This window comes from Rhodococcus sp. 06-235-1A, assembly GCF_002258785.1.
Classification (GTDB): domain Bacteria; phylum Actinomycetota; class Actinomycetes; order Mycobacteriales; family Mycobacteriaceae; genus Rhodococcoides.
Window position 1 is genome coordinate 412,097 of the sequence record NZ_NOYI01000009.1, and the last position, 24,247, is coordinate 436,343.

At 65.0% G+C, this 24,247-nt stretch carries 20 protein-coding genes; 7 read left to right on the forward strand and 13 right to left on the reverse strand.

The genetic code is table 11. The annotated features are described in order from the left end of the window. Position 1 precedes the first annotated feature (1 nt). The 3 genes from CH275_RS08805 to allB are packed head-to-tail and all read left to right on the forward strand — an operon-like array spanning position 2 to position 3,484. The gene (locus CH275_RS08805) at positions 2-1,135 is read left to right on the forward strand and encodes a glycerate kinase (RefSeq protein ID WP_094677085.1); all 1,134 of its coding nucleotides are present in this window, start codon (positions 2-4) and stop codon (positions 1,133-1,135) included. After that, positions 1,132-2,175, forward strand: coding sequence for an allantoicase (gene alc / locus CH275_RS08810; RefSeq protein ID WP_094677087.1), 1,044 nt, complete (start codon positions 1,132-1,134; stop codon positions 2,173-2,175). Before CH275_RS08805 ends, alc begins: the two co-directional genes overlap by 4 nt. Then, positions 2,126-3,484, forward strand: coding sequence for an allantoinase AllB (gene allB / locus CH275_RS08815; protein ID WP_094677089.1), 1,359 nt, complete (start codon positions 2,126-2,128; stop codon positions 3,482-3,484). Before alc ends, allB begins: the two co-directional genes overlap by 50 nt. On the opposite strand, the gene CH275_RS08820 is transcribed toward allB, so the two are convergent. The 7 genes from CH275_RS08820 to CH275_RS08850 form a co-directional block, all read right to left on the reverse strand. Then, positions 3,481-5,787: a DUF222 domain-containing protein gene (locus tag CH275_RS08820; protein WP_179276047.1), complete on the reverse strand. Its 2,307-nt coding sequence runs from the start codon at positions 5,785-5,787 to the stop codon at positions 3,481-3,483. The two genes, allB and CH275_RS08820, sit on opposite strands and share 4 nt — an antisense overlap. A 202-nt stretch (positions 5,788-5,989) precedes the next feature. After that, positions 5,990-7,066: an XdhC family protein gene (locus CH275_RS08825; RefSeq protein WP_218828760.1), complete on the reverse strand. Its 1,077-nt coding sequence runs from the start codon at positions 7,064-7,066 to the stop codon at positions 5,990-5,992. A 1-nt stretch (position 7,067) separates the two neighbouring features. Next, a complete protein-coding gene (locus CH275_RS08830) occupies positions 7,068-8,510 on the reverse strand; it encodes an NCS2 family permease (RefSeq protein ID WP_094677093.1) in 1,443 nt (480 codons plus the stop codon). A gap of 109 nt (positions 8,511-8,619) precedes the next feature. Next, on the reverse strand, positions 8,620-10,944 hold the full coding sequence (locus tag CH275_RS08835) for a xanthine dehydrogenase family protein molybdopterin-binding subunit (RefSeq protein ID WP_256990927.1): 2,325 nt from the start codon (positions 10,942-10,944) through the stop codon (positions 8,620-8,622). Next, on the reverse strand, positions 10,941-12,293 hold the full coding sequence (locus tag CH275_RS08840) for an 8-oxoguanine deaminase (RefSeq protein WP_094677095.1): 1,353 nt from the start codon (positions 12,291-12,293) through the stop codon (positions 10,941-10,943). Before CH275_RS08840 ends, CH275_RS08835 begins: the two co-directional genes overlap by 4 nt. Then, entirely contained in the window at positions 12,290-12,763 is a 474-nt protein-coding gene (locus tag CH275_RS08845) for a (2Fe-2S)-binding protein (RefSeq protein WP_094677097.1), read from the reverse strand. The genes CH275_RS08840 and CH275_RS08845 overlap by 4 nt, the downstream gene beginning before the upstream one ends. A gap of 2 nt (positions 12,764-12,765) precedes the next feature. After that, on the reverse strand, positions 12,766-13,632 hold the full coding sequence (locus CH275_RS08850; protein ID WP_094677379.1) for an FAD binding domain-containing protein: 867 nt from the start codon (positions 13,630-13,632) through the stop codon (positions 12,766-12,768). Positions 13,633-13,778: 146 nt separating this feature from the next. Between CH275_RS08850 and CH275_RS08855 the strand changes: the two genes are divergently transcribed. Both CH275_RS08855 and CH275_RS08860 read left to right on the forward strand, forming a co-directional pair. Next, positions 13,779-15,284, forward strand: coding sequence for a PucR family transcriptional regulator (locus CH275_RS08855; RefSeq protein ID WP_256990928.1), 1,506 nt, complete (start codon positions 13,779-13,781; stop codon positions 15,282-15,284). Positions 15,285-15,298: 14 nt separating this feature from the next. Next, positions 15,299-15,595 (forward strand): putative quinol monooxygenase, encoded by a 297-nt coding sequence (locus CH275_RS08860; RefSeq protein WP_094677381.1) that lies wholly within the window; start codon positions 15,299-15,301, stop codon positions 15,593-15,595. A 28-nt stretch (positions 15,596-15,623) separates the two neighbouring features. Here CH275_RS08860 and CH275_RS08865 read toward each other — a convergent pair whose 3' ends face one another. The 4 genes from CH275_RS08865 to CH275_RS08880 form a co-directional block, all read right to left on the reverse strand. Beyond that, positions 15,624-17,468: a bifunctional diguanylate cyclase/phosphodiesterase gene (locus CH275_RS08865; RefSeq protein WP_256990929.1), complete on the reverse strand. Its 1,845-nt coding sequence runs from the start codon at positions 17,466-17,468 to the stop codon at positions 15,624-15,626. Between the two features lie 93 nt (positions 17,469-17,561). Further along, entirely contained in the window at positions 17,562-19,931 is a 2,370-nt protein-coding gene (locus CH275_RS08870) for a lysylphosphatidylglycerol synthase transmembrane domain-containing protein (protein ID WP_094677099.1), read from the reverse strand. Between the two features lie 9 nt (positions 19,932-19,940). Continuing rightward, on the reverse strand, positions 19,941-20,528 hold the full coding sequence (locus CH275_RS08875; RefSeq protein ID WP_094677101.1) for a GNAT family N-acetyltransferase: 588 nt from the start codon (positions 20,526-20,528) through the stop codon (positions 19,941-19,943). After that, positions 20,497-21,780 (reverse strand): MFS transporter, encoded by a 1,284-nt coding sequence (locus tag CH275_RS08880; RefSeq protein ID WP_094677103.1) that lies wholly within the window; start codon positions 21,778-21,780, stop codon positions 20,497-20,499. The genes CH275_RS08875 and CH275_RS08880 overlap by 32 nt, the downstream gene beginning before the upstream one ends. Before the next feature lie 89 nt (positions 21,781-21,869). Here CH275_RS08880 and CH275_RS08885 point away from each other — a divergent pair, with 89 nt between their 5' ends. Both CH275_RS08885 and CH275_RS08890 read left to right on the forward strand, forming a co-directional pair. Then, positions 21,870-22,184 (forward strand): ArsR/SmtB family transcription factor, encoded by a 315-nt coding sequence (locus CH275_RS08885; RefSeq protein WP_037172398.1) that lies wholly within the window; start codon positions 21,870-21,872, stop codon positions 22,182-22,184. A gap of 34 nt (positions 22,185-22,218) precedes the next feature. After that, positions 22,219-23,367 carry a macrolide family glycosyltransferase gene (locus CH275_RS08890; RefSeq protein WP_094677385.1) on the forward strand — a complete coding sequence of 383 codons (1,149 nt, stop codon included), beginning with the start codon at positions 22,219-22,221 and terminating at the stop codon, positions 23,365-23,367. Position 23,368: 1 nt separating this feature from the next. Here the strand turns inward: CH275_RS08890 and CH275_RS08895 are convergent, their stop codons facing one another. Next, positions 23,369-23,827: a hypothetical protein gene (locus tag CH275_RS08895; protein WP_094677105.1), complete on the reverse strand. Its 459-nt coding sequence runs from the start codon at positions 23,825-23,827 to the stop codon at positions 23,369-23,371. Positions 23,828-23,898: 71 nt separating this feature from the next. Beyond that, positions 23,899-24,225: a hypothetical protein gene (locus CH275_RS08900; protein WP_032378612.1), complete on the reverse strand. Its 327-nt coding sequence runs from the start codon at positions 24,223-24,225 to the stop codon at positions 23,899-23,901. Positions 24,226-24,247 lie beyond the last annotated feature (22 nt).

The following is a 24,247-nucleotide window of genomic DNA, read 5'->3' on the forward strand; positions in this document are numbered from 1 at the left end:
GATGACGCGAATTCTGCTGGCGCCCGACAAGTTCAAGGGCTCGCTGTCCGCGGCCGAGGTCTCTCGCGCGTTGGCCGAAGGTCTGGTCTCGGTCGATCCGTCGCTCGAGACGGTGTGCCTACCCGTCGCCGATGGGGGTGACGGCACCGTCGATGCTGCCGTCACCGCCGGGTGGGACCGGATCGCAGTGACCTGCCCAGGCCCGACCGGTGAACCGGTGAACACGTCCTACGCTCGTCGCGGCAACGACGCGGTCGTCGAGTTGGCGTCGGCCGTGGGACTCGAGATCCTGCCGGGTGGTCGATCGGATGCGCTGGGAGCCAGCACATTCGGCCTGGGCACGGTCATTGCGCACGCGCTCGAGGCCGGTGCAGGCCGTATCGTCGTCGGGCTCGGGGGCAGCGCATCCACCGACGGCGGGGCCGGCATGCTGTCGGCACTGGGCGCACGGATACTCGACGCCGACGGCAACGACGTCGCGCGCGGAGGCGGTGCGTTGCGCGGCGCGGTGCACCTGGATGTGTCCGGTCTGTTGCCGTCGGCTCGGAATGCGGTGTTCGAGTTGGCCTGCGACGTCGACAACCCGTTGCTCGGCCGGACCGGAGCGGCAGCGGTGTATGGACCGCAGAAGGGTGCCGGACCGCAGGAACTGCTGTATCTGGAGCACGGGATGCGGCAGTGGGCGCACCTGGTGCGCAACGCAATCGGGCGCGATGTGAGCGGTCTGACCGGGACCGGAGCGGCAGGCGGCACGGCGTTCGGTGCCATCGCTGTACTCGGTGCGGTCGCCAAGCCGGGTATCGACACCGTGCTCGAGCTGATCGACTTCGCTGGTGCCCTGGCCGGCGCGGATCTGGTCGTCACCGGCGAAGGCTCACTCGACGAGCAGAGCCTCTACGGCAAAGCACCGATCGGTGTCGCTCATGCAGCGCGGGATACGGGCGTTTCGGTGATCACCGTCGCGGGACGCAGCGTCATCGGCCTGGACCGGTTGCGCACTCACGGGATCGTTGCCTCCTATGCGTTGGCCGATCTCGAGCCTGACCCTCGAATCTCCATGCGCGACGCAGCCCGGTTGTTGCACGAGGTCGGCCGAACAGTGGCCACCACACTCATTTTGGAAGGAACCTCATGACCAGCATGAACTTCACAACTCTCACCGATCTCGCGTCCCGAGCCCTCGGCGGCAGTGTGTCTGCAGCGAACGACGAACTGTTCGCCCAACGCGAGAACCTGATCAAGCCCGACGCCCCGCTGTTCGATCCGGCCGAATTCGGTCACAAGGGAAAGGTATACGACGGGTGGGAGACTCGGCGTCGCCGTGACGAGGGTGGCCACGACTGGGCGATCGTCCGACTGGGAGCTCCGGGCACAGTGCACGGAGTCGTGGTCGACACCGCTCACTTCACCGGCAACTACCCCCCGTTCGTGTCCGTCGAGGCTGCGTCGATCGAGGGCTATCCGTCCATCGAGGATGTGCTGAAGGCAGATTGGCACACCATCGTCGACAAGTCCCCCGCGGTCGGCGACACCGCGAACATGTACGAGGTGGCCGATCGGCACCGGTGGACGCACGTACGCCTGTCCATCTACCCCGACGGCGGCGTGGCTCGGTTCCGCGTGCACGGTCAGGTGGTGCAGGATCCTCGCTTCCTCGCCGGCACCGTCGATCTGCTGGCGGCCGAGAACGGCGCGCGGCTGACCGACTGCTCGGATGCCTTCTATTCGTCTCCTGCCAACATCATCCTGCCCGGACGTGCACGCAACATGGGTGAGGGCTGGGAGAACTCTCGGCGACGCAACGGTGGTAACGATTACGCAGTGTTCGCCCTCGCGGCACCCGGCGCACCCCGCCATGTCGAGGTCGACACGAGCTACTACGTCGGCAACGCTCCGGGGTGGGTTCGGCTCAGCGCCATCGATTCTCGTCGCCGTCACATCACGGACCCGACGGCGTGGACCGAGATACTCGCGCGCACCGCCGTGCAGCCGGACACCCGTCATCGCTTCCTGCTGAACGAATCGGAGGCCTACACGCACCTGCGACTCGATGTGTACCCCGACGGCGGACTGTCCCGGTTGCGGCTGTTCGGTGAACTCGACGCCGAGGCGCTCGACGCCGCAGATGTCGCATGGAAGTCCTCGGAGCTCCAAAGTGCCTCCAGTGCAGTCTGATCTGGTTGTTCGTGCTTCCCGAGCGGTGATCGGCGGACAGGAGGTCGCGGCCTCGATCTCCGTTCGGGACGGGCGGATCGTGGCTATCGACTTTGTGGATGCGGGTGTTCCCGATGCCGCACTGGTGGTGGAACTCGATCCCGACGAGGTGTTACTGCCCGGCTTGGTCGACACCCACGTCCACGTCAACGAGCCGGGGCGCACCGAGTGGGAAGGGTTCGCCAGCGCTACCCGGGCCGCAGCAGCGGGCGGTATCACGACCATTGTCGATATGCCGCTCAACAGCATTCCTCCCACTGTCGATGTCGCGGCGTTGGAGATCAAACGAAAGGTTGCGGCCGAGAAGTCGGTCGTCAACGTCGGATTCTGGGGCGGTGCAGTTCCCGGAAACGTCGATCAGCTGCGGCCGTTGCACGATGCAGGAGTCTTCGGATTCAAGTGCTTCCTGCTGGCGTCGGGCGTGGACGAGTTCCCGCCGCTGACGCTGCCGGAACTGGAGAAGGCACTCATCGAGATCGCGTCGTTCGACGGGCTGATGATCGTGCATGCCGAGAACGCCGAGGTCATCGCCGAGGCACCGCCCGCGGCGGGCCGTGAGTACTCCGGGTTTCTGGAATCGCGTCCGCGAGCGGCCGAGAACCGGGCTATCGAGCAGGTGATCGCGCTGTCTCGACAGACGGGGTGCCGGGTGCACATTCTGCATCTGTCGAGCGCGGACGCGCTACCGATGATTGCGGCAGCGAAGCGCGACGGGGTTCGGGTGACCGTCGAAACATGTCCGCATTACCTGTGTTTCGCCGCCGAGGCCGTACCGGCGGGGGCGACGCAGTTCAAGTGTTGCCCGCCGATCCGCGAGGCCGGGAATCGAGAGGCGCTGTGGCAGGGTTTGCTCGACGGCACAATCGATACCATCGTCACCGACCACTCCCCCTGTACTCCGGATCTGAAGAGGTTCGATACCGGGGACTTCGGCGATGCGTGGGGTGGGATCGCGTCGTTGCAGGTGTCGTTGGCTGCGGTGTGGACCGAGGCGCGTGCCCGTGGGTTCACGCTGACTGACATCGTGCGGTGGATGGCTACCAACACGGCCGACCAAGTGGGCATGACGGATAGAGGGCGAATCGAAATCGGCAGTGCTGCAGACCTTGTCGTGTTCGCGCCTGACGAGAAGTTCACCGTCGACGTTGCGCAGCTGTACCACCGCAACCCGGTGACTGCCTACGATCGACTGGGCCTGTCGGGTGTGGTGCGACGGTCATGGATCGCGGGGTCGGAATCCTCGACCGGGCGTCTGCTGTTGCGCTACTAGAACGGCGGTGCTGCCTTGTCGTCTGTCTCGGGTTTTTGGTTGTCGGGTGGGTCGGGGTAGGCGATGATGCCGGATCGTCTGGGTTTGGTGGGGATGTGCGGTCTGAGGTCGTTGCCGATGATGGGGACGGCTGTTCCGTTGGCGGGCAGGGTGATTCGGGTGGTCTTCGAGGCGGATGTCCACAGAATCGCGCCGCCGGGGAGCATGACGGCTTTCCAGTAGCCGGCGGTTTTGCCGGTGTGGTGGTATTCGCAGAGGCACTGGAGGTTGTCGATGGTGGTCCAGCCGCCGCTTAACGGGTTGGCGTGGTCGAAGGCGATGATGTGGTCGAGCTGGCAGCGGTCGGCGGGGCGGTGGCAGCCGGGGAAGCGGCAGTGTCGGTCGCGGAGGCGAACTGCTGCGGTGGTGAGGGCATCGGGTCGGTAGATCAGGGCCCGGTCGGTGAGGGGGTCGCGGGGTACTGATGTGCCGAGGGTGGGGTCGGCGGCGATGGCGGCTTCGAGTGCAGCGGCGAGGGAGGCGGTGCCGAGGTAGATGCCGGAGGGTGTGTGGCCTGCTGTGTGGACGGTTCGGTTGCGCCGGATTGCGGAGGGCAGGTCGAGGGCAGAGCTGTGCCGTGTGCCTCTGCCGACGGGTGTGTGGGTGCAGAACAGGGCTGCAGTTGAGGTCAGTGACTGCAGGCGACGCTGAGGTCGATCGTCGCCCGGTGCCGGGTCGGTCGGGCCAGTGACTGCGGGGACTGGATCCGGTAACGAACCCTGCTCGACTGGAGGCTTCGGAGTGGGCGATGACACGGTGGCCGCTGCTGATTCAAGAACTGGCGTCGGATCGGCTGTTGCTGCGCCGGATGGTGTTGTGGAAGAGCGTGATTCCGAACAGTTCGGTGTGATATCCGTTGCCGGCGATGCCTGTTCCGCGGATGATCGTAAATCCGACGGGTGTTCAGACGATGCAGCTGTATCAGGGCCGGTGTCCGACGGTGCGTCCGCTGGCGGGTCGGTCACCGGTGCTGGAGCGCCAGTTGCGGCGTGCGGTCGTACAGGATCGGAGGCACCTGGGTCGGGAGTTGCCGACGGGTCGGTCGCAATTACAGGTCCTGAGTCGCCGTTCCCCTCGGACTCACCGTTCTCGTCGACCTCGTCTGCCGGTGCCGCTGGTTCCGGTGTCGCTGCCGACGTATTCCCCGGTGAACTGGCCGAAGTCGGTTCGGTCGACAGATCAGCCTCCCTGCCCGAATCCGTGGCCGATCCCATTCCCCCATCGCCATCAGCATCCGAATCCACATCTGCGCCTGCGCCTGCGTCTGCGTCTGCTTCCGCAACTGTTCCCGTCTCGGGTCCTGCTGCAGTCCCTGCCTCCTCGCTGTCCGAGCGTCGTTCCCATTCCCCGGTCTCCGGGTTCTGCTCCGCCAGTCCGAGTTTCTCTGCGAGAGTGACTGCTTCGGTGAGCAGGATCTGCCACTGACTGTTGCGTGCGAGTTCTCGCGCGAGGTCGGGGTCGATCGATCCGTGCCCGGCCAGATACGCCGGGTTCGCGAGCAGCCCAATGAGGGTGGCGATATCGACGGTGATCATCGTCAACGGCACCCGCCGATCCGGCAATGCCGCATCTTTCTTCGGGCAGTCGGTGCGTTGGCACAGGCATTCCAGTCGGGGTTCACCGTGCATGCGGGCCATGAACGCATCACACAGGCGTTCTTTCTTGCCGCGGGGGTCTTTCGGGCACAGGGTGTCGGCCATTTCTTCGAGGAGTTGCCATGCGGCGGCGGCTTCGGGGGCGGTCAGCTCGGCTCGGATCCGGGTGAGTTCCCCGGCGGGGGTGTAGGTGACGGTGCGGAACTTCTTCGCGAATTCCCGCAGTGCGGCTGCTTCCTCGGGTGCGACGCGCACCAGGATGTCCCAGATCTCCTTCTCGAGCGGACCTGGTGACGACCGGCGGGCTGCTTCGACGATCTCGTCCTCGACCCTTCGAACGATTTCGTCGGAGAGGTTGTCGAGGATCCGGCATGCGGTCCGCACCCGCGCAAGGTCGATCTCACCGGTCTCGAATGCTGCCCGCAGCAGTGGCAGTCGGGTATGCAAGGCGACGGCGACGGAGACATACGATTCGGCGACGGTGGCGGAGCATCCCAATGCGATGGCCATTTCGGTGCGCCCGTACCGGCTGTAATGCTTGTGCTTGGTGTCGAGGGTGATCCAGCTCCGATGGACGTCGTAGCAGGCGGAGATCTTGCGGGCAGCCTGCCGATTCTCCTCACGCGCGGCAGCGGTCAACGCCTCCAGTGACACGGTCGGTACTGCCATCCCCATTCACCCCCCGGTGACCCGAAACAAGAACGCCTGTTCGAACAAGGCAAACAGTAACCGAGGCCACCGACAAGAAACGAAAACGCTCACTTCAGGGGCTCCGAGCAGGCAATATCCGTTTCGGAGTGGGTGTTTCGGGGGGGCCTCGGACGGGCCGGTCAGGAGCCGAATGGTGATGACGAAGCAGCACCACTGGGGTCTACGCGTACTTCGCATTCATTCCGTCGTGGTGAATCGGGCCGGCCGTACGTGTCAGTGGCAGCGCACTACCTCCACGTCGCACGGCGACGAATTCCGCCGCGATGGCCAGCGCAGTTTCCTCGGGCGTTCGGGCTCCCAGGTCCAAGCCGATCGGAGACTTCAAGCGTGCGAGCTCCTGCTCGGTCAACCCGACGTCGCGCAGCCGGGCCGCGCGATCGTCGTGAGTCCTGCGCGATCCCATAGCCCCCACGAACGCCACGGGCAGTCGCAAAGCTACTTCGAGTAGCGGCACATCGAATTTGGCGTCGTGCGTCAGCACGCAGATCACCGTCCGGGCATCGACGGCCGTCCGTGCCAGGTAGCTGTGCGGCCATTCGGTGACTACTTCGTCGGCGTCGGGAAACCGTGCAGCAGTGGCGAACACGGGGCGCGCGTCGCATACCGTCACGTGATAGCCGAGGAACTTGCCCACGCGGGCGAGTGCGCCGGCGTAGTCGATGGCCCCGAAGATCAGCAGCCGCGGGGAAGTGGCGTACGACTGCACGAATACGTCGAGATCCGGCCTGCACCGCACCGACCGAATGCCGGTGCCCCCGGAGTCCAACATCGCCAGCGCCTCACCCACGACCACTGCGTCGACGTCGGAAAAACCGGTCGTGCCCATGGTTGCCGAGGAAGAGACCGCAAGTGACTGTCCGGAGCCGTCGAGCATCGTCACCGTGGCCACCGCAGCATCCGACGCGATGGCCGCGAGCACTGCCCGGGAAGGGCCGAGGCGCACGAACACCTCGATCATACCCCCGCAGGTCAGACCGACTGCGAAAGCGTCGATGTCGCTGTAGCCGAACGATTCCCGCTTGGATTCGCCGGTCTCGAGAACCTCGCGACACAGCTCGTACACCGCGCCTTCGACGCAGCCACCGGAGACGCTGCCGACGGCCTCTCCGCCGGCGCAGACCGCCATCGCGGCACCCGGAAGCCGTGGAGCACTTCCGGATACCGCGATGACCGTCGCCACCGCGTAGGGAACACCTGCGTGGTCCCAGGCGGTGAGACGATCGACGATCTCTTTCACGTTACGAGATTCCCAATGCTTCTTCGATGGGGTGCAGGGCAAAGTAGATCAGGAAGATTCCCGACATCAGGTACAGCAGCCAATGCGTCTGGCGTGCTTTTCCTTTGGCGAGGCGGACGAGGGTGTACGAGATGACGCCCGCTGCGACTCCCACGGTGATCGAGTACGTGAACGGCATCAGCACGATGGTCAGGAAGGCTGGGATCGCGATTTCGGTGTTCTCCCAGTCGATCTTGCGTACGTGCGTCATCATCAGCGCGCCCACCAGAACCAGCGCGGGGGCTGCGGCCCCGACGGGGACCACCCCGGCCAATGGGGTGAAGAAGATCAGGCTGGTCAGCAGTCCGCCGGTGACCACGCTCGCCAGACCGGTTCTGGCACCTTCGGTGACGCCTGCCGCGGACTCGACGACGGCAGTGTTGGCGGATCCGTTGATCGCACCTCCGACGATGGCACCGATGCCGTCCACGGTGAGGATGCGGCTCAGTCCCGGCATCCTGCCCTGCTTGTCGACAAGCCCGGCTTCCTCACCGACGCCCAGGATGGTGCCCATGGCGTCGAAGAACCCTGAGAGCACGAGCGTGAACAAGACGACGGAAGCGGTCACCACGCCTGCCCGTGCGAACCCGCCGAACAGATCGACGTTGAACAGCAGATCGAATTGCGGTGTGGCGACGATGGAATCGGGCACCTTCGGTACCACCGGACCCCAGGCCTCCGGGGCGATGTCGAACACCGAGTTCAGGATGATCGCAAGATTGGTGGCGACGAAGATGCCGATCAGCATCGCGCCGGGCACTTTCCGAACGAACAGCATGATCATCAGGATCAGGCCGACGCAGAACACGAACACCGGCCAGCCCGCCAGCTTGCCGAAAGTGCCGAGGGTCACGGCGGTTGCGGCCGCCTCGTGGTGACCGACGAACCCGGCGTCGACCAGTCCGATGAGCGCGATGAACGCGCCGATTCCGACGCCGATCGCCTGCTTGAGCACCAAGGGAATCGCGTCCATGATCAGCTGCCGAATACCGGTGAGGGCGAAGACGACGATGACCACGCCCTCGAGCACAACCAGACCCATTGCCTGCGGCCAGGTCATGTACGGGGCAGCCTGGAACACCACAATCGGCGTGACGCCGAGGCCGGCTGCCATCGCGAGGGGCGCGTTGCCGACCACTCCCATCAGGATCGTCGTCAAGCCGGCGGACAGTGCGACCATCGTCGACAGTTGCGCTGCGTCGAGCGTCGCACCCGTGACGTCGCGGGCATCACCGATGATCAGCGGAATGAGGACGATGAGGTACGCCATTGCCACGAAAGTGGTGACGCCGCCTCGGATCTCACGAGAGACCGTGGATCCTCGGCCGGTGATGTCGAAGAACGAATCGATTTTCGATCGCCCTCGTCCGCTCTTGCGAGTGCTGGGTGTGTGTACATCGGTCATGATCGGCCCTCCCAGGGCGTGATCAACCTAGTCCGGGCGTGTGACGGTGACCGTGCCGGGGGAGTTGGCGTTGGGTTCCGCTGTGCTGGAGAAGGTCTCATCGAATGAGTCAGGGGTTGATGATGTGTTCGGGTCGGACGGGAACTCGGGTCAATGCGAGTCCGGTGGCATTGCGGATGGCAGCGACGACGGCAGGCGTGGACGACAGCGTGGGTGGCTCGCCTGCACCGCGAAGGCCGTACGGTGCCAATGGATCCGGGTTCTCGAGGATGTCCAGCTTCATGGGCGGCATGTCGAGAATGGTCGGGATCAGATAGTCGGTGAACGACGGGTTCTTCACGAGGCCGTCGACGACGACGATCTCCTCCATCACGGCAAGACCGAGCCCTTGAGCTGTGCCGCCGTGGATCTGGCCCTCGAGCGAGAGCCGATTGAGGATCTTGCCGACGTCCTGAACAGCGGCCATCTCGACCACCTTCACGAGCCCGAGATCCACGTCGACGTCCACCACCGCACGGTGGACACACAGAGCGAGCTGGGTGTGGCTCGCGCCCTGTCCGGTGACCGGATCCATTCCGCTGGTGGGGCGATGGTGAAATTCGCGTGTCTGCTCGATAACGCGGTCGCCGAGCACATCCTCGATCGTGGCCAGCACACCGTCGGTGGCCGAGACGATCTTGCCGCCGTCGAGGCTCAGGTCCGCTACGGCGCGGCCGAGGTACAGGCCGGCAAGGACGAACACCGCCTCGCGGACGGCCTCGCAGGCGGTCTTGACGGCGCCGCCGGTCATGTACGACTGCCGTGACGCAGAGGATGATCCGGCATTGCCGACCTTGGTATCGGCCGGGTGGATGACGACCTTGGTGACGCCGAGTTCGGTGCGGGCGATCTGCGCTTCCAACGTCACCAGTCCCTGCCCTACCTCGGCAGCGGCGGTGTGCACCAATGCCGTTGCTTGGCCGCCGATCACCTCCAGGCGAACGCGCGCAGTGGAGTAGTCATCGTAGTTCTCGGAGAAGCAGATGTTCTTGATCCCCACGCCGTAACCGATCCCGCGTACGACGCCTTCGCCGTGGGTGGTCTGTGAGGCCCCACCCGGCAGATTCCTGATGTCCGACGCGTCCAGCGGGGCAGGCAGTTCCATAGCTTCGGCTCGGGCGAGCATCTCGGCGAGTGGCGCCGGCGCTTCGATGACCTGGCCGGTCGCCAGGATCGACCCTTGGCTGACGGCGTTGATCTGCCGGATCGCTACCGGTCCGATGCCGCAGGCCTCACCGAGCTTGTCCATCATCGACTCGTAGGCGAAACATGCTTGCACCGCTCCGAATCCGCGCATCGCCCCGCACGGCGGGTTGTTGGTGTACACCCCGTACGCGTCGATCTCGATGTTGGGAATGACGTACGGTCCGACGCCGAGGGAGGCCGCGTTGCCGACCACGTTGAGGGTGGCCGAGGTGTACGCGCCGCCGTCGAGAATGATCTCGACGTCCGCGAACACGAGTTTGCCGTCGCTGGTCGCACCGTACTCGTAGTGCATCTGCGCCGGGTGCCGGTGCACGTGGCCGAAGAACGACTCGTAGCGGTTGTAGACGATCTTGACGGGCTTGCCGGTGTGCATGGCGAGCATCGCCGCATGGATCTGCATCGACAGGTCCTCGCGACCGCCGAACGCACCGCCGACGCCGGCGAGCGTCATCCGGATCTTCTCCTCGGGCAGTCCGAGGCACGGCCCGATCTGGGCGAGGTCGTTGTGCATCCACTGCGTTGCGACATACAGGTCGATTCCGCCGTCCTCGGCAGGCACGGCCAGTCCGGATTCCGGTCCCAGGAATGCCTGGTCCTGGATTCCGACGGCGAAGTCGCTGCTGACGATGACGTCTGCGGTCGCCCGAGCGGCGGCGACATTTCCGACACGCACGGGCTGATGCCGCGCCACTCCGCCGCGTTCCTGCACCTTCGGGTAGTCCGGATCCAGGGCCGCGCGTCGAGCGTCGGTCAAAGGCTCGAGCACGTCGTAGACCACAACGATCTTTTCCATTGCGCGCCGGGCGGTTTCGGGATGATCGGCGGCGATGAGTGCGATCGGTTCACCCTCGTGCCGCACCTCGTCGAAGGCCAACACCGGCTGGTCCCACGTGTGGTCGAGTCCGAAGCATTTGCGTCCCGGAACGTCCTCGTGCGTGAGTACGGCTTCGACGCCGGGTGTGGCCAGCGCCTTCGAGATGTCGACCGAGACGATCTTCGCCCGGGGATGCGGGCTGCGCAGCGTTGCGCCCCAGAGCATGCCGTCGATGAACAGGTCGGACGAATACGCGAACTCGCCCTTGACCTTCAGTGTGCCGTCGGGCCGTAGTGGACTGTCGCCGACGCGGCCTAGCCCCGGGGCCGGGATGTCGGCGGGAGCTTGCCGGGGTGTAGTGGTCGGGGCGCTCACAGTACGTCCTCCGCGAGTTTCATCAGGCGACGGTGCGCATCGGCACCGGCGCGGCCTATCTCGTCCTGCGGTGCGCTGGTCAGGACATCGTTCTCGACGATCGTCCGACCGCCCACCATCAATCGCGCGAGCGGTGGTGTCTGCCCGTACGCGAACGCCACGACCGGGTCGTCCACCGCCGAGTAGAACCCGTCGGTGCGCCAGATCGCGATGTCGGCCAGCTTGCCGACCTCGAGCGAACCGATCTCGCTCTGACGACCCAGTACCGTTGCGCCGCCCAGGGTTCCGATCTCGAGTGCCTGACGCGCCGTCAGGGCTGTCGGACCGTATTTGGCTCGCTGCATGTACATTGCCTGCCGCACCTCTCCGGCCAGCGGCACCATCTCGGCCGAGGCGGAACCGTCGACACCGAGGCCTACGGGTGCGCCGGCCGCGAGTAGATCGGAAATACGGGCGATGCCCGCACCGAGCCGAGCGTTGGAGCTCGGGCAATGAGCGGTACCAGTACCGGTGGCCGCCATCTTTGCGATATCGGAATCATGGAGGTGCACAGCGTGGGCGAACCACACGTCGTCACCCAGCCAGCCGACCTGTTCCATGTACTCGACCGGGGTGCAGTTCATCTGAGCGAGGCAGTGCTCCTCCTCGTCGAGGGTCTCGGCCAGATGCGTATGCAGGCGAACACCTTTGGCGCGGGCAAGCCCCGCGGACTCCATGAGCAATTCCTTGCTGATGGAGAACGGAGAGCAGGGTGCCACAGCGATGCGGAGCATCGAACCGAAGGAGGCGTCGTGATAGGTGTCGATGGCTTCGGCGGTGGCGGTGAGGATGTCGTCGAGCGATTCGACGACCTCGTCCGGTGGCAGACCGCCGTCGGACACACCCCGGTCCATCGAGCCGCGGCACGGTTGGAATCGGACGCCGATGCGTTGTGCCGCGTCGATCTCGGCGGCGAACAGGTCGCCTCGGCCCTTGGGGAAGATGTAATGGTGATCGGTGCTCGTGGTGCACCCCGACTTCGCCAGCCATCCCAGCCCGGCTGCGGCAGCACCGCCGACGACCTCGGCGTCCATCTTGGACCACGGCTTGTACAGTGCGACAAGCCACTCGAACAGTGTGTTGTCCTTGGCCAGGCCCTGGGACGCCCACTGGTACAGGTGGTGGTGGGTATTGACGAGTCCAGGGGTGACGAGGCAGCCGGAGGCGTCGATCGTCTCGGCACCGGGGATGATCGGGGCCGGGCCCGATCCGATGGCGCTGATCGTGGTGCCCTCGACGACGAGATAGCCGTTCGGGATTTCCTCTCCGACGACGGGTGCGATGTAGGCACCCGAGATGACAGTGGTCATTCGGCCTCGGCCTTTCGTGTTGCAGCGAGCCGAACTGCATCCAGGATCTTCTCGTATCCGGTACAGCGGCAAAGGTTTCCAGCGAGAGATTCGCGAATCTCGACGTCCGACGGGTTGGGAACGCGCTCGATCAGATCGTGCGCTTGCACCACGAGTCCCGGGGTGCAGAAGCCGCACTGGACGGCACCGCACTCGACGAACGCCTCCTGCATCGGGTCGAGCTTGTCGCCGTCGGCGAGTCCTTCGACGGTACGAATCTCACGGCCCTCGACCTGTCCGGCCGCCACCAGGCAGGCGCAGGCCGGGATACCGTCGAGATAGACCGTGCACGAACCGCATTCACCCTGTTCGCACGCGTTCTTGGATCCGGGGAGTCCCATGCGTTCACGCAACAGGTAGAGCAGACTTTCGCCCTCCCAGACGTCGTCGGCTTCCATGTCTTTTCCGTTGATCGTGCAGTTGACTCGCATGTTCAGGCCACCTTCCGTGCGGCAGTGAGGTCTCGCCATGCCCAACCCAGCGTGCGCCGGGCCATCACGGAGAGCGCGTGCTTGCGGTAATCGGCAGTGCCTCGTACGTCGTCGATGGGACTTGCTGCCGCACTGACCAATCGGCCGAACTCCTCCGACACCCGTGGATCGAGGGCACCGTCCCAGTCGAGTTCGGCCGCAAGGTAGTTCTCGGCATCGTAAGCCCGACGCGGCGTCGGCGCAGCGGAGCCGAGACCGGTGCCGACACGGCCCTCCTGTGGAAACAGTGCAATCGAGAACGAGCAGACGGCGATGACCATCGCGTTGCGGGTGCCGATCTTCGAGAAGTACTGCGGTCCCGCTGCCGGCGCTACGTGGAATGCGCGGATGAGTTCGTCGGGCATGCATGAGTTCCGTTTGACGCCCAGGTAGAACTCGGTGGCGGGAATCATTCGCACACCGCGCTCGGTCGATTCGACTTCCACGGTCGCTCCCGCGGCGAGCAGCGGTGCGTGCAGATCGCCGGCGGGTGACGCGCCGCCGAGGTTGCCGCCGACGGTGCCGCGGTTGCGAATCTGCGGCGAACCGACCGTGCGGGACGCCTGTGAGATGCCGGGAAGCCTGTCACCGAGCTCGGCGATGATGCGGACGTAGGGCATGCCCGCCCCCACCCGAAGCGTGCCGTCGGGGAGCTGCTGCCACTCGGTGAGCTCGCTGATCGGGTTCAGGTCCAACAATCCGCCCGGCCGGTGCAGATCGAAATTCATCTCGACCATGACGTCGGTGCCGCCCTGAATGGGCACCACGTCGACGTCGTCGGCCTTCGCGGCCAACGCGTCGCTCCAGGTCTGTGGTCGCAGGAAATCCATGTTCGGTGCTCCGCTCGCTGTCCATATTTCGTGTTCACCCAGTACAGCCGCCGGGTGCACCGCGAACGAGGGACAGGAACGACGAAGTATGACGCCGATCACAGTGTAGGTTTTGGAGGATCCTACGAAGAGGAGGTCGATTCACCGTGAGATTGCGTGACCTGGCCGATCTTCCCGATCTGCAACTGCAGCCGATCGTGATTCCCGAGCATTTCGACCCGACCATCAGATGGGTCGTCACCACCGACATGCTCGATCCGAGCCGCTACCTCAGTGGCGGTGAACTGGTGTTGACCGGTCTGATGTGGCGGGCGCGACCCGAGGATTCGAGGACGTTCGTACGCGCGGTGTCCAAAGCAGGAATCGCGGCTCTGGCCGCATCCGACGGCGGTGTCGTGCCGGAAGACTTGGTCGAGGCCTGTCGTGAACATGGTCTGCCGCTCTTTCGCGTTCCGGCCGACATCGCGTTCGCCACGGTCACCGAGAGCGTCGTTCGGCAGTTGTCGACGGCCAGGGCGTCGGACCTGAGTCTCGTACTCGACCGGCACCGACGCCTCGTGGCGAGCGCGGGACCGGGTGGGGGCCTGGGCCCGCTGCTGGAGATGGTGAGTTCCGATCTGGGCATGAACTGCTGGGTCGTCACCTCGTCGGGGCGGGTTCTCGCCGGATCCGAGAATCCACCCGACACCGAAGCCGTGGCCCAGGAGTTCATGACATCGGTCCGCCTGCCGCGGTACTGCCGAGCGCAGCGAGTGTCGATCTTTCCGGTCGACGGAGAGGCGACTCCGCGGGTCGTCGACTGGTTCGTGGCATTCGAAAGCGATTGGCAGACATGGGATACGCCGAGGATGTCACTGGCCGGTCAGCTGGCGTCGATTGTCTCCGTCGAACGTGGTCGCGTCGACGACCGGGTGTCCGGCTCAGGCATCCTGGCTCAGGAGTTCGTGCGCTCGGTCCTCGGGGGCGCGACGCCGGCCGACATCCTCGCCCAGATGCACGTCATCGGGCTCGACACCGAAACACGCTATGCAGCAATCGTTGCCGCCACCTCGGGAGAGACACTGCGCCTCGGCGAGCTGCGCCCGCTGCTGCGAGAACTGCTGGCACCGAACGAGATCACGCTGGGAGTCGTCGAGAACGAGGCCGTAGCGTTGGTGGAGGCTCGTACGGACAAGACCGACTCCCTCCGGCGTGCCACCCGGTCCCTGCACTCCGGACTGCTCGGTAGTGGAACCTCGATCGGAGTGAGCGCTCCCACCGCTCCCGGTGACATCAGGAGCGCGATCGAGGAAGCGCGCTACGCTCGCAGACTCGCGGAGGGTCGCGGTGCGGACTGCAGCGTCGTCGGACACGATGAATTGGCCACGCTCACAATACTTCTGGCGAACGTACCCGACGACGTGCGACGCATGTTCACCTCGAGGCTCCTCGACCCGCTGGCCGAGTACGACGATCAGCACAACAGCGATCTCCTCGCGACGCTGAGGGTGTACCTCGACACCAACGGTGCGTGGACGCGATGCGCCGAGCAGCTGCACATGCACGTCAATTCCGTCCGGTATCGCATCCAGCGCATCGAGGAACTCACCGGGCGTGATCTGTCGAAACTGGAGGACAGAATCGAGTTCTACCTGGCTCTTCGGCTCACATGACTACCATGGCGAACATGGCTCTTGTTGCATTGCTGGATCTGACGTTCAAGCCCGAGTCTCTTGCCGAGGCGCGTGCGTTGCTGCGCACGGTACTCGCCGAGACTCGTGCGTTCGACGGCTGCCTCGGAGTGGAGGTGTGGGTGGACGAGGAGAACGAGGCGCACGTCATTGCCTACGAGACATGGGAGTCGGCCGAGGCCGACGCGAAGTACCGCGAGTTCCGCGCCGGTCCGGGAAAGATCACCGAATTGCCCCCGTTGCTCGCTGCGGCACCGACGTTGACGAAGCTCACCACCGACTCGTCGATCTGAGATCGGTCCGCCACGGTGCGGCGCAGCGCTACCGAACGGTGTCCGCCAACGGCAGTGGTCGTCCGGTGAGTAAGCCCTGCACCATGTCGGCTCCGAGTTCGACGGCCACCCGCAGTTCCGCCTCGGTCTCGACGCCTTCCATGATGACCGTGGAGCCGATCTCGTGCGCGAATCCGATCACCGATGCAGCGGCGGCTCTTCGGATCGCGTCGGTGTCGATTCCGTGCACCAGTGCGTAATCGACCTTGAGGGTGTCGGGTCGTAGTTCGACCACCTGGCGAAGGCCGGCGAAGCCTGCACCCACGTCGTCGACGGAAATGAAGATGCCTGCGGCGCGCAAGGATTCGATGCTTCGGGCGACCGCCAGGTAGTCGTCGACCCGCTCGTGCTCGGTGATCTCGATGTGGAACTGGCGGTCCTTCTGGAACGGCTTCAGCGTGGAGGTCAGATCGGTGGAGCGGATGGTATCGGCAGATGCGTTGAGGGAGATGAAGATTCCGCAGGGAAGTGACTCCGACGCGGCAAGTGCACGGTCGATGGCGGCGACCTCGAGGAGCGGTCCGATGCCCGCATTGGTGGCGTCCCGGAACCACATCGTCGGCGAGCCGTAGCCGAAGGGGAAGCGAGAGAGCGCCTCGTAGCCGACGACCGCTCTGGTGACCGTGTCACAGATGGGTTGGAACACCACGTCCGGCCCGCCTCGCGAGATCAGGTCCTCGATGCGGGTGCGGATGTCGGCTCGCGTTCCTCGGCTGCTGCCGCGGGCACTGCCGTCGTCCCCGGACAGTCGAGACTTGTTGCGGTACATCTCGATATCGGCCAGGGCGATCAGCTTGCGCACCACGGCGGGGGTGACCGGTTCGCTCCCGAGCAGTTCCGAGGCGGAACCGGCACTGGCGGTGAAAGGCGGCCCGGAGAAGCTCTCGTCGAGACCGGACCGGATCCTGTTGTCGGTCGACGCGATCTCACCGGGTACACCTATGTGGACGATGACGAATTCGTCTCCGCTCAGGCGCGAGACCACCGACGTCTTCGGGACGGCGGCGGTGAGCCGTGCGGCGATCTCGATCAGGACGGCGTCCCCGGTGGGGTGACCGAAGCGGTCGTTGATGTCCTTGAACCGGTCGATGTCGAGAACCGTGACCCCGATGGTTCGATCGGCTGCGCTGTCGGTGGACGCGGTACCGACGTCGTCGAGCGCTTCGAGCAGTCCGCGCCGGTTGTAGAGGCCCGTCAAGGAATCGACGACGGCACCCGATGCCCGAGAACGTAGATGCCGGATGTACGCCCGCATCATCAGGGGGGTGAGGTACAACGTGACGACGGTGACCGCGGTCGCGGCCACCAGCCACGGGTTCGTTCCCTGATTCGTCGCGAGGACGGCCAGAGTGAGTAGCGTCGCCATCGAGACGGCGAGGTGAGCCCACACCACTCGATACGAGCTGGCTATGACGGTGAAGACCGCCACGATGGTGAACATCATGCATCCGGTCAGCGGCACGTAATGGTCGGTGCTGCTGAACAAGATGGCCACTATGCCGACGTCTGCGTAGAACACGAAGGCGTTGGCCAGCCGCGGTGACGGCCACGGTCTGACGAACCACGCGACCGCCACGGGGATCGTCGTCAACGAGCCCGCGAGGACGAATCCCGCCAAGCCGTCGTAGTGGATGCCGCTGGCCGCCATCAGTACCCCGCACAGGCCGAACATCAGGGTCAGGGTCCCGATGAAATACCGCACCCAACGTTCGCGCGCAGTCCTCGCGAAGTAGGTGTAGTCGTCGTCGACGCTCTCGCGCGGGCCCCCCAGCCCAGGTCTGTACCGCGTGCGGCCCTCGGCCGTCACCGCAGTCCCCAGTCTGGAAATGGGCATACCTCTCATGGGAAAATCCCCGGCTCGCTCGAACGCTACCAGTGCCACCCCAGGCCAGGTCGGGATCGGATATTTGCGCTGCCTGCCGGTACGTCAGACCATGTCTTTCTTCGTCAGCCAGCGCAAGGTCGGCCATCCGAGGAACACCGGTAACCAGCAGGTCAGAACGCGGTAGAGCAACACCGACGGCACGGCGATCGAGGCGGGCAGACCGAATGCGGCGAGGCCGCCGATCAGTGCGGCCTCCACCGCGCCCACACCACCGGGTGTCGGTGCGGCCGAGGCCAAGGTTCCGCCGATCATGGTCACGACGGTCACCGTCACGAACGTCGTGCCGCCGCCGAAGGCCTCGATGCTCGCCCACAAGGCCAAGGCCGCGCCCAACGTCGTTGCTGCACAACCGAGAATGATGATGGAAAAGCGCTTGGGATCGCGAGCGAGCTCACCGAGTTCGGTGAGGACCTCCTTGATCTGAGGGCGTACCGCAACTCGCAGCCACCGTCGCAACTTCGGCACGAACATGAAAGTCCCGACGACACCGAAAGCGGCGCCGGCGATCAGATAGAGCACGGTGTTGCCGGGCACCATGTTCGACAGACCCGACGAGGTGCCGGCGACGACACTGAAGAAGATCAGCAGACTGATGTGCGTGATGACCTGAACCGACTGTTGCAGTGCCACAGCTGCCGTCGCGCGGATCGTGCCGAGACCGCCCTTCTGCAGGAATCGCACGCTCAAGGCCAGCCCGCCGACACCCGCAGGAGTCGTCGTGGCTGCAAACGTGTTGGCTACCTGCATGATCGTCAGATTCCAGAAGCTGACCTTGCCGAACGCGCACGCCCACAACGCCGCTCCGGCACCGATGTACGTCAGGGCCGAGACCGCAAGGCCGAGCAGAGCCCACCACCAGTTCGCCGAACCGAGCTCCGTGACGAACGCAGGCACCGCACTGATGAACGGGTATGCGACATAGACCAATCCGATCAGCAACACGAGCGAGATGATCTGATTGCGGCTGAAGCGTGTGACCTGCTCGGCCTCGATCTTGGCGGTACCGGTCTGGTCGAGAACCTCGAGCCGGACGGACTTCATCGTCTTGCCTGCGTCGGTAACGGATTGGCGAATGCGAGGCGGAGTTGCGGATTTGGTCAATCGACCCGACGCTGCCACCACGGCGTCGAACCCGAGGACGTCTATCGCAGTGGAAACGGCTCGGCGAGAGCCGAAAAGGTCTGCCGTGGTGAGCAACAGCTGTGCCACGTCGGATTGCATCTGGGCATCCGACGCACCGAGTTCGGCATTGCCGAAACCGCAGAAGAGAGCTCGGCCGTCGAGAATTCGGAGTTCGTCTCGGCGTAGGTCGCCGTGGGAGATCTGGTTCTCGTGCAGGGTGCCGAGCGCCGACCACAGCGCGCTGAGGGTGGCATCGTCGTGCTCGGCCTCGATCGGTTCACCGAGGGGCAGACTGTGTGCGTACAAGGTCCACCCTCGATCGAGTGCCGCGACTGCGATCGGGTGACTGCCGGCCGCGCCCAGTCTCTCGATGGCCAGACCCATCAGTGCTCGATGCTCGACGGCCCTGCGCATGGACGCGTGCAACGGCGCAGTTTCGCTGCCACGTAGCGTGATCCATCGCCAGAACTGTCGGAGTGCGCCGCCGCTGCGCTGATTCTGCCCGTACAACTCGACCACGACATCGGCGTCGGGAGTGTGTGCGTTCAACACCAGCGGACCCGGTCCGGCAGGTCGGACGACGGTGAAGCTGCTGACGGTGACGCCGCGCCCGCGGAACAGGCGGACCGCTGCGTCCAGCGGAACTTCGAGAGCCGGCGTACCGACCAGCAACACGATGATGGCACCGACCAGCCACCCGACGGCCAGACCGAGCATCGAGCGGGCCGGGACGACGGTGGAAACGACCAGATGCATCGGTACGAACGCGAGCAACAGCGTCCACCATGCCCGACGCCACCGCGCCGGTAGGCCGGGGCCGGATACCGTCAGCGCTGCAGCCAACATGGCGATCCAGCGAGAGTCGTCGAGGAACTGAGAGAGGAAGGTGTCGAGTCGCTCGGGAACGTCCAGGTCCCAGGTGGGAGTGGAGATTCCGGTGCCGGTGATCGACAGAGCCAAGGCTGCCAGCAAGGCCGCTGCTGCGTAGCCTGCGAGGAGTTTCCACTTGCGGCCCGCGATCAGGCCGATCAGGACTCCGAACGGCAGCGCGAGAATGGAGACGCCGTAGACGATGTACACAGTGTTGGATTGGTCGGGGCTGAGTACGCCGACGATGTTCGAGACCGATTCCTCGAGCGCGTCCCATTGATTTCTGGTGATCAGCGAACCGGCGATGACCAGGCCCAGCAGTACAGCGGCCGACACGACCCGAATGATGTCGCTGGTTCTTCGCACCAATGGCTGAAGCAGGTTTCCCGCTACGGGAATGTCCCGCCCGTCCACACGCATGGGGTCAACCTACCGTGCGGTTCGCCTGCGGAGTTCGTTGCGGACGGCCGGCCATTCGGATTCGATGATCGAGAACACGACCGTGTCGCGTAGCGAACCGTCGGGCATGCGTTGGTGATTGCGCAGAATCCCGTCCTGTTTGGCCCCGAGCTTTGCGATCGCCGTGCGCGATTGCAGGTTCATCCAGTGAGTGCGAAATTCCACCGCGATGCAGCCCAGTTCCTCGAACGCATGCGTCAGCAGCAGCAGTTTGCTCGCGGCATTGGTGCCGGTTCCGTGCGCGGAGCGGGCATTCCAGGTGTACCCGATTTCGACGCGACGGTTGCCGGAGTCGACGTTGCAGAACGTCGTCGCGCCGATGATCTGGCCGGTGTCGTTGCGGCGCAGTGTGAACGGGAGCATGGTGCCTGCCGCGAGCAATCCGAGCCGACGATCGATCTCGGCCGCCATGTCCTCGGGCTTCGGCACGCTGGTGTACCAGAGGTTCCACAACTCACCGTCGCGGGCGGCGTCGGACAGTCCTTCGAGATGGTCGTGGCTCAGCGGTTCGAGAGTCACGAGATCGTCAGCGAGGGTCACCGGTTGCAGAAAAGGCATTCGCAGACGATACGTCCGACCGTGCCGTCCGGGAAAGCGCAATGACCGCCGCCGCCGTGACGGCCACAGCCACGACGACGAGGCCGATCACCTCGCTGAAGGCGTGAGCGTAGGCGTCGGCAAATCCGGGCTGCCCGGCTGCGGCGGCATCGGCGTCGGCCTCGTTCGGCACCTGCCCGCGGACGAAGAACGCCAACAGCCAGGCATAGGCGGCGACCGTGACGGCCTCACTGCCGATGCGGAACAGATTGAGAACTCCCGCTGCGGTGCCGCTGCTGTGTGGTGGAACTGCTGCGAGTGCCTCGCCGTCGACCAAGCCGATGGGGAGCCCGAATCCGAGACCTACCAGAATCATCGGGAGCACCACGACGGCGAGGTGGACGCCTGGTTGCAGGGCAAGCATGCCGATGTTGCCGAGCACGAGGCAGCCGAGGCTCGCGAGAACGACGCGAGTGGGGGTCACGGCGTCGAACACGCGGCTCAGTCGAGCGACGGTCAGCGGGGCGAGAAGAACCGGGATGGTCATCGCCAGCATGAACAGCCCCGACCGGCCGGGAGTCAGGGACGCGACGGCGCTCAGGGCGGCGGGCAGATAGGTGAGCAGGGTGACGAAGCCGATGGCTCCGGCAACCGGGACGAGGCACAGAGCGAGGAATCGGCGGTTGCGCAGAAGCGCGAAGTCCAGGAGACGGTCGGTGCGGGACTCGGTGCGTAGAGGGGGCAACGCCAGTGTGCCGACCGCAGCGCAGGCAAGGACGAGTGCTTGGGCGGCAAACACTCCGCGCCACTCCACCAGTGCAACGAGCAGTCCGGAAATCGTGGGCCCCAGGGCGAGGCCGAGCCCGTTGATCGTGCCGAACAGTGCGAAGGCGGTGGCTCGTTCGGTCCCGTGAAAGTGCAGCGACAGAATCGACGTGGAACCCACCAGGACTGCCGCGGCACCGATGCCGGCGACCACGCGTGCCGCGTCGAGCAGCAGGAGGGAGGGTGCCAGCGCACTGACCAGGCTTGCCGCGGCGGTGAGCACCACGCCGATGCGGAACGACGCGCGATGGCCGATGCGATCCGAGACCGCACCCCAGACCAGGGTGAACAATGCGAACGACACGTTGAAGCCGTTGACGACCCACTGCAGCGGCGTCGGGTCGGAGCCGAGATCGGCGGCGATCACCGGGAGCGCGATGGCGGTGCCCGAGATGGACATCGGCACGACGAACTGGGCTGCGAGTACGACCGGTAGAACTGCCCTCATGAATCCCCCTGCGTCTAGGTACGATGATTTTCGTACTACAACAGGTTTTTAGGTACGGCGCAAGTCGTACCTTGATACGGGAGGAGCTCATGGCAGACGAGAACGGGCATCCGGAGCCCGAAGAAATGCAACTCGGTGCGGTGATGTCCGCCCTGGCGGATCCGCTGCGCCGCAAGGTGGTCACCGAACTGGTCGGCGACGACGACGGTGCCGAACGAACCTGCATGTCGTTCGAACTCGGTGTCACCAAATCGACTCTGACGCACCACTTTCGAGTGCTGCGCGAGGCAGGTCTGGTGTTCCAGGTCGACCGTGGGAACAGTCGCAAAGTGACGCTGCGACGGCAGGAGCTGAACGAGCGATTTCCCGGCTTGCTGGATCTGATCGCCAACGAAATTCGCTAGCTCGCACTGCGCGATGCGCTCTACGGTGGGAACCATGCACATCGCCATGATCGGCACCACGGCCCCCAGCCACATCTATCCATCGCTGGCCGTGATTGCCGAGTTGGTCCGGCGAGGACATCGCGTCACCTATGCCGTCGGTGATTCTCTGCGACACGTCGTCGAACCAGCAGGCGTCGAGGTGGTGCCGTTCGCCTCGATACTTCCCGACGGAGAGGGGTCGTGGCCGGACGACCCGGCGTCGGCGATGCAGGTGTTCCTCGACGAGGCCATCGCGTCGTACCCCGTGCTCACCGCGTTCTACGACGACGATCAGCCGGACCTGTTCCTGTACGACATCGGCGGCATGACGGCACCGGTCCTCGGAGTGCGCTACGGGGTTCCTGCGGTGCAACTGTCGCCGACGTACGTGGCCTGGGACGGATACGCCGAGGACCTCGGTGATGGGATGTCCTCCATCCGAGAGTCGCCGACCGGCGTTGCTTATCGCGATACCTATGCAACCTGGTTGCGAGAGAACGACATCGACGCCGATCCGTGGCAGTGGATCACGTATCCGGCGCACTGCCTGTCGCTGATTCCGCGGGTGATGCAACCGAACGCCGATCGAGTCCCGAGCTCGGTGCAGTTCGTCGGCCCGTGCCTCGATCCGGCACGGCTCGACGACCGCAGCTGGACGGCACCCGACGGGCCGATCCTGTACATCTCCTTCGGTACCGGCTACAACGAGAGGCCGGAATTCTACCGGCTGTGCATCGAGACCTTCGCGAACACGGACTGGCACGTGGTGATCTCCATCGGCCGCCGCGTCGACTCGGCCGTGCTCGGCGAGCTGCCCGCGAATATCGAAGTACACGAACATGTTCCACAATTGGCAGTGCTCGATGCGGCCACGGTGTTCATCACCCACGCCGGGATGGGCGGGTGCACCGAGGCGTTGTGGTTCGGCGTCCCGACCGTGGCCATCCCGCAGGCGGTCGATCAGTTCGGCAACGCCGCGATGCTCGCCGAACTCGGGGTGGGAGTGCATCTGGAGTTCGAGAGTGTCACGGCCGCGACCCTGGCCGACGCCGTTGCCGAGGCTCGCGAATTCGCACCGCGCGCAACGGCGATCAGTGCAGAGGTGCGGGCACACGGTGGCGTCGACCAGGCGGCCGATGCGGTGGAAGCATCCCGCCGGTAGGTTACGTCGCGAGTGCGCGTAGCTCCTCGAAGGTCTCGGCGTACGTGTCGCGGACCTGATCCCAGGATGCCGTCATATCCACGCTCTGTGGATCGGGAGTCGGCAGCGCGTAACCGTACTGGGAGCGCGGCACAGGTTTGCCGGGCAGTATCAGCACCTGGGTGAACGCCGCGGAATCGGGATTGAACGTCAACGTGTGAGAAGCGACGTTGCGGCCCCAATCCTCCGACGGCCACGACAGAAAGATCACGTGTTGCGGGTTGGCCGAGACGTCGGTGTACGAGACGTAGCTTCCGTAGTGATCCTCTCCCGGAGACATGATCTTGTATGCGCCGTTGTCGGTGTAGATCAACAGTGCCTCGGCAAACGGTTTCTGGTCGAACAACGCCGTGTAGCGAAGTGCCTGTACGAACACGGCTTGTCCCAGTGGAATCGAGATGGACTCCTGCTGTGTGGTCATGAGGATCAAAGGTACCGACGTCCAGAATCGGGTGCAGTCAGCCGCGCTGGGCGCGGTCAGCTGCACCCGATTCAGTCCTCCAGAACGCTGACGCTCACGCCGTAGGGCAGAAACCGGACGCGTCGACGCGGGTCGGTGTTGTCCTTGTGTGCACGGAGGGCATCGAGTTCGGTGGCGTAGAGCTGGTCGATCTGGGGTGATCCAGCGTCGTCGACGCTGTAGATCGCCCAGACTCCGTCACCTTTCTGACCTGTGGTTTCGGGCTCCGGCGGGGCTTTGGGTGCCCCGACGTTGGAGGCGAACAGCGAGCCGACCACCTCGCGCAGCCCCTCGGTTGCCTCTCGGGCGAACTTGTCGAAGTCGTCGGATCCGAATCCGAAGGGTCCTTGGTTGGCCATGGCTGTACCTCCTCAGGTGATA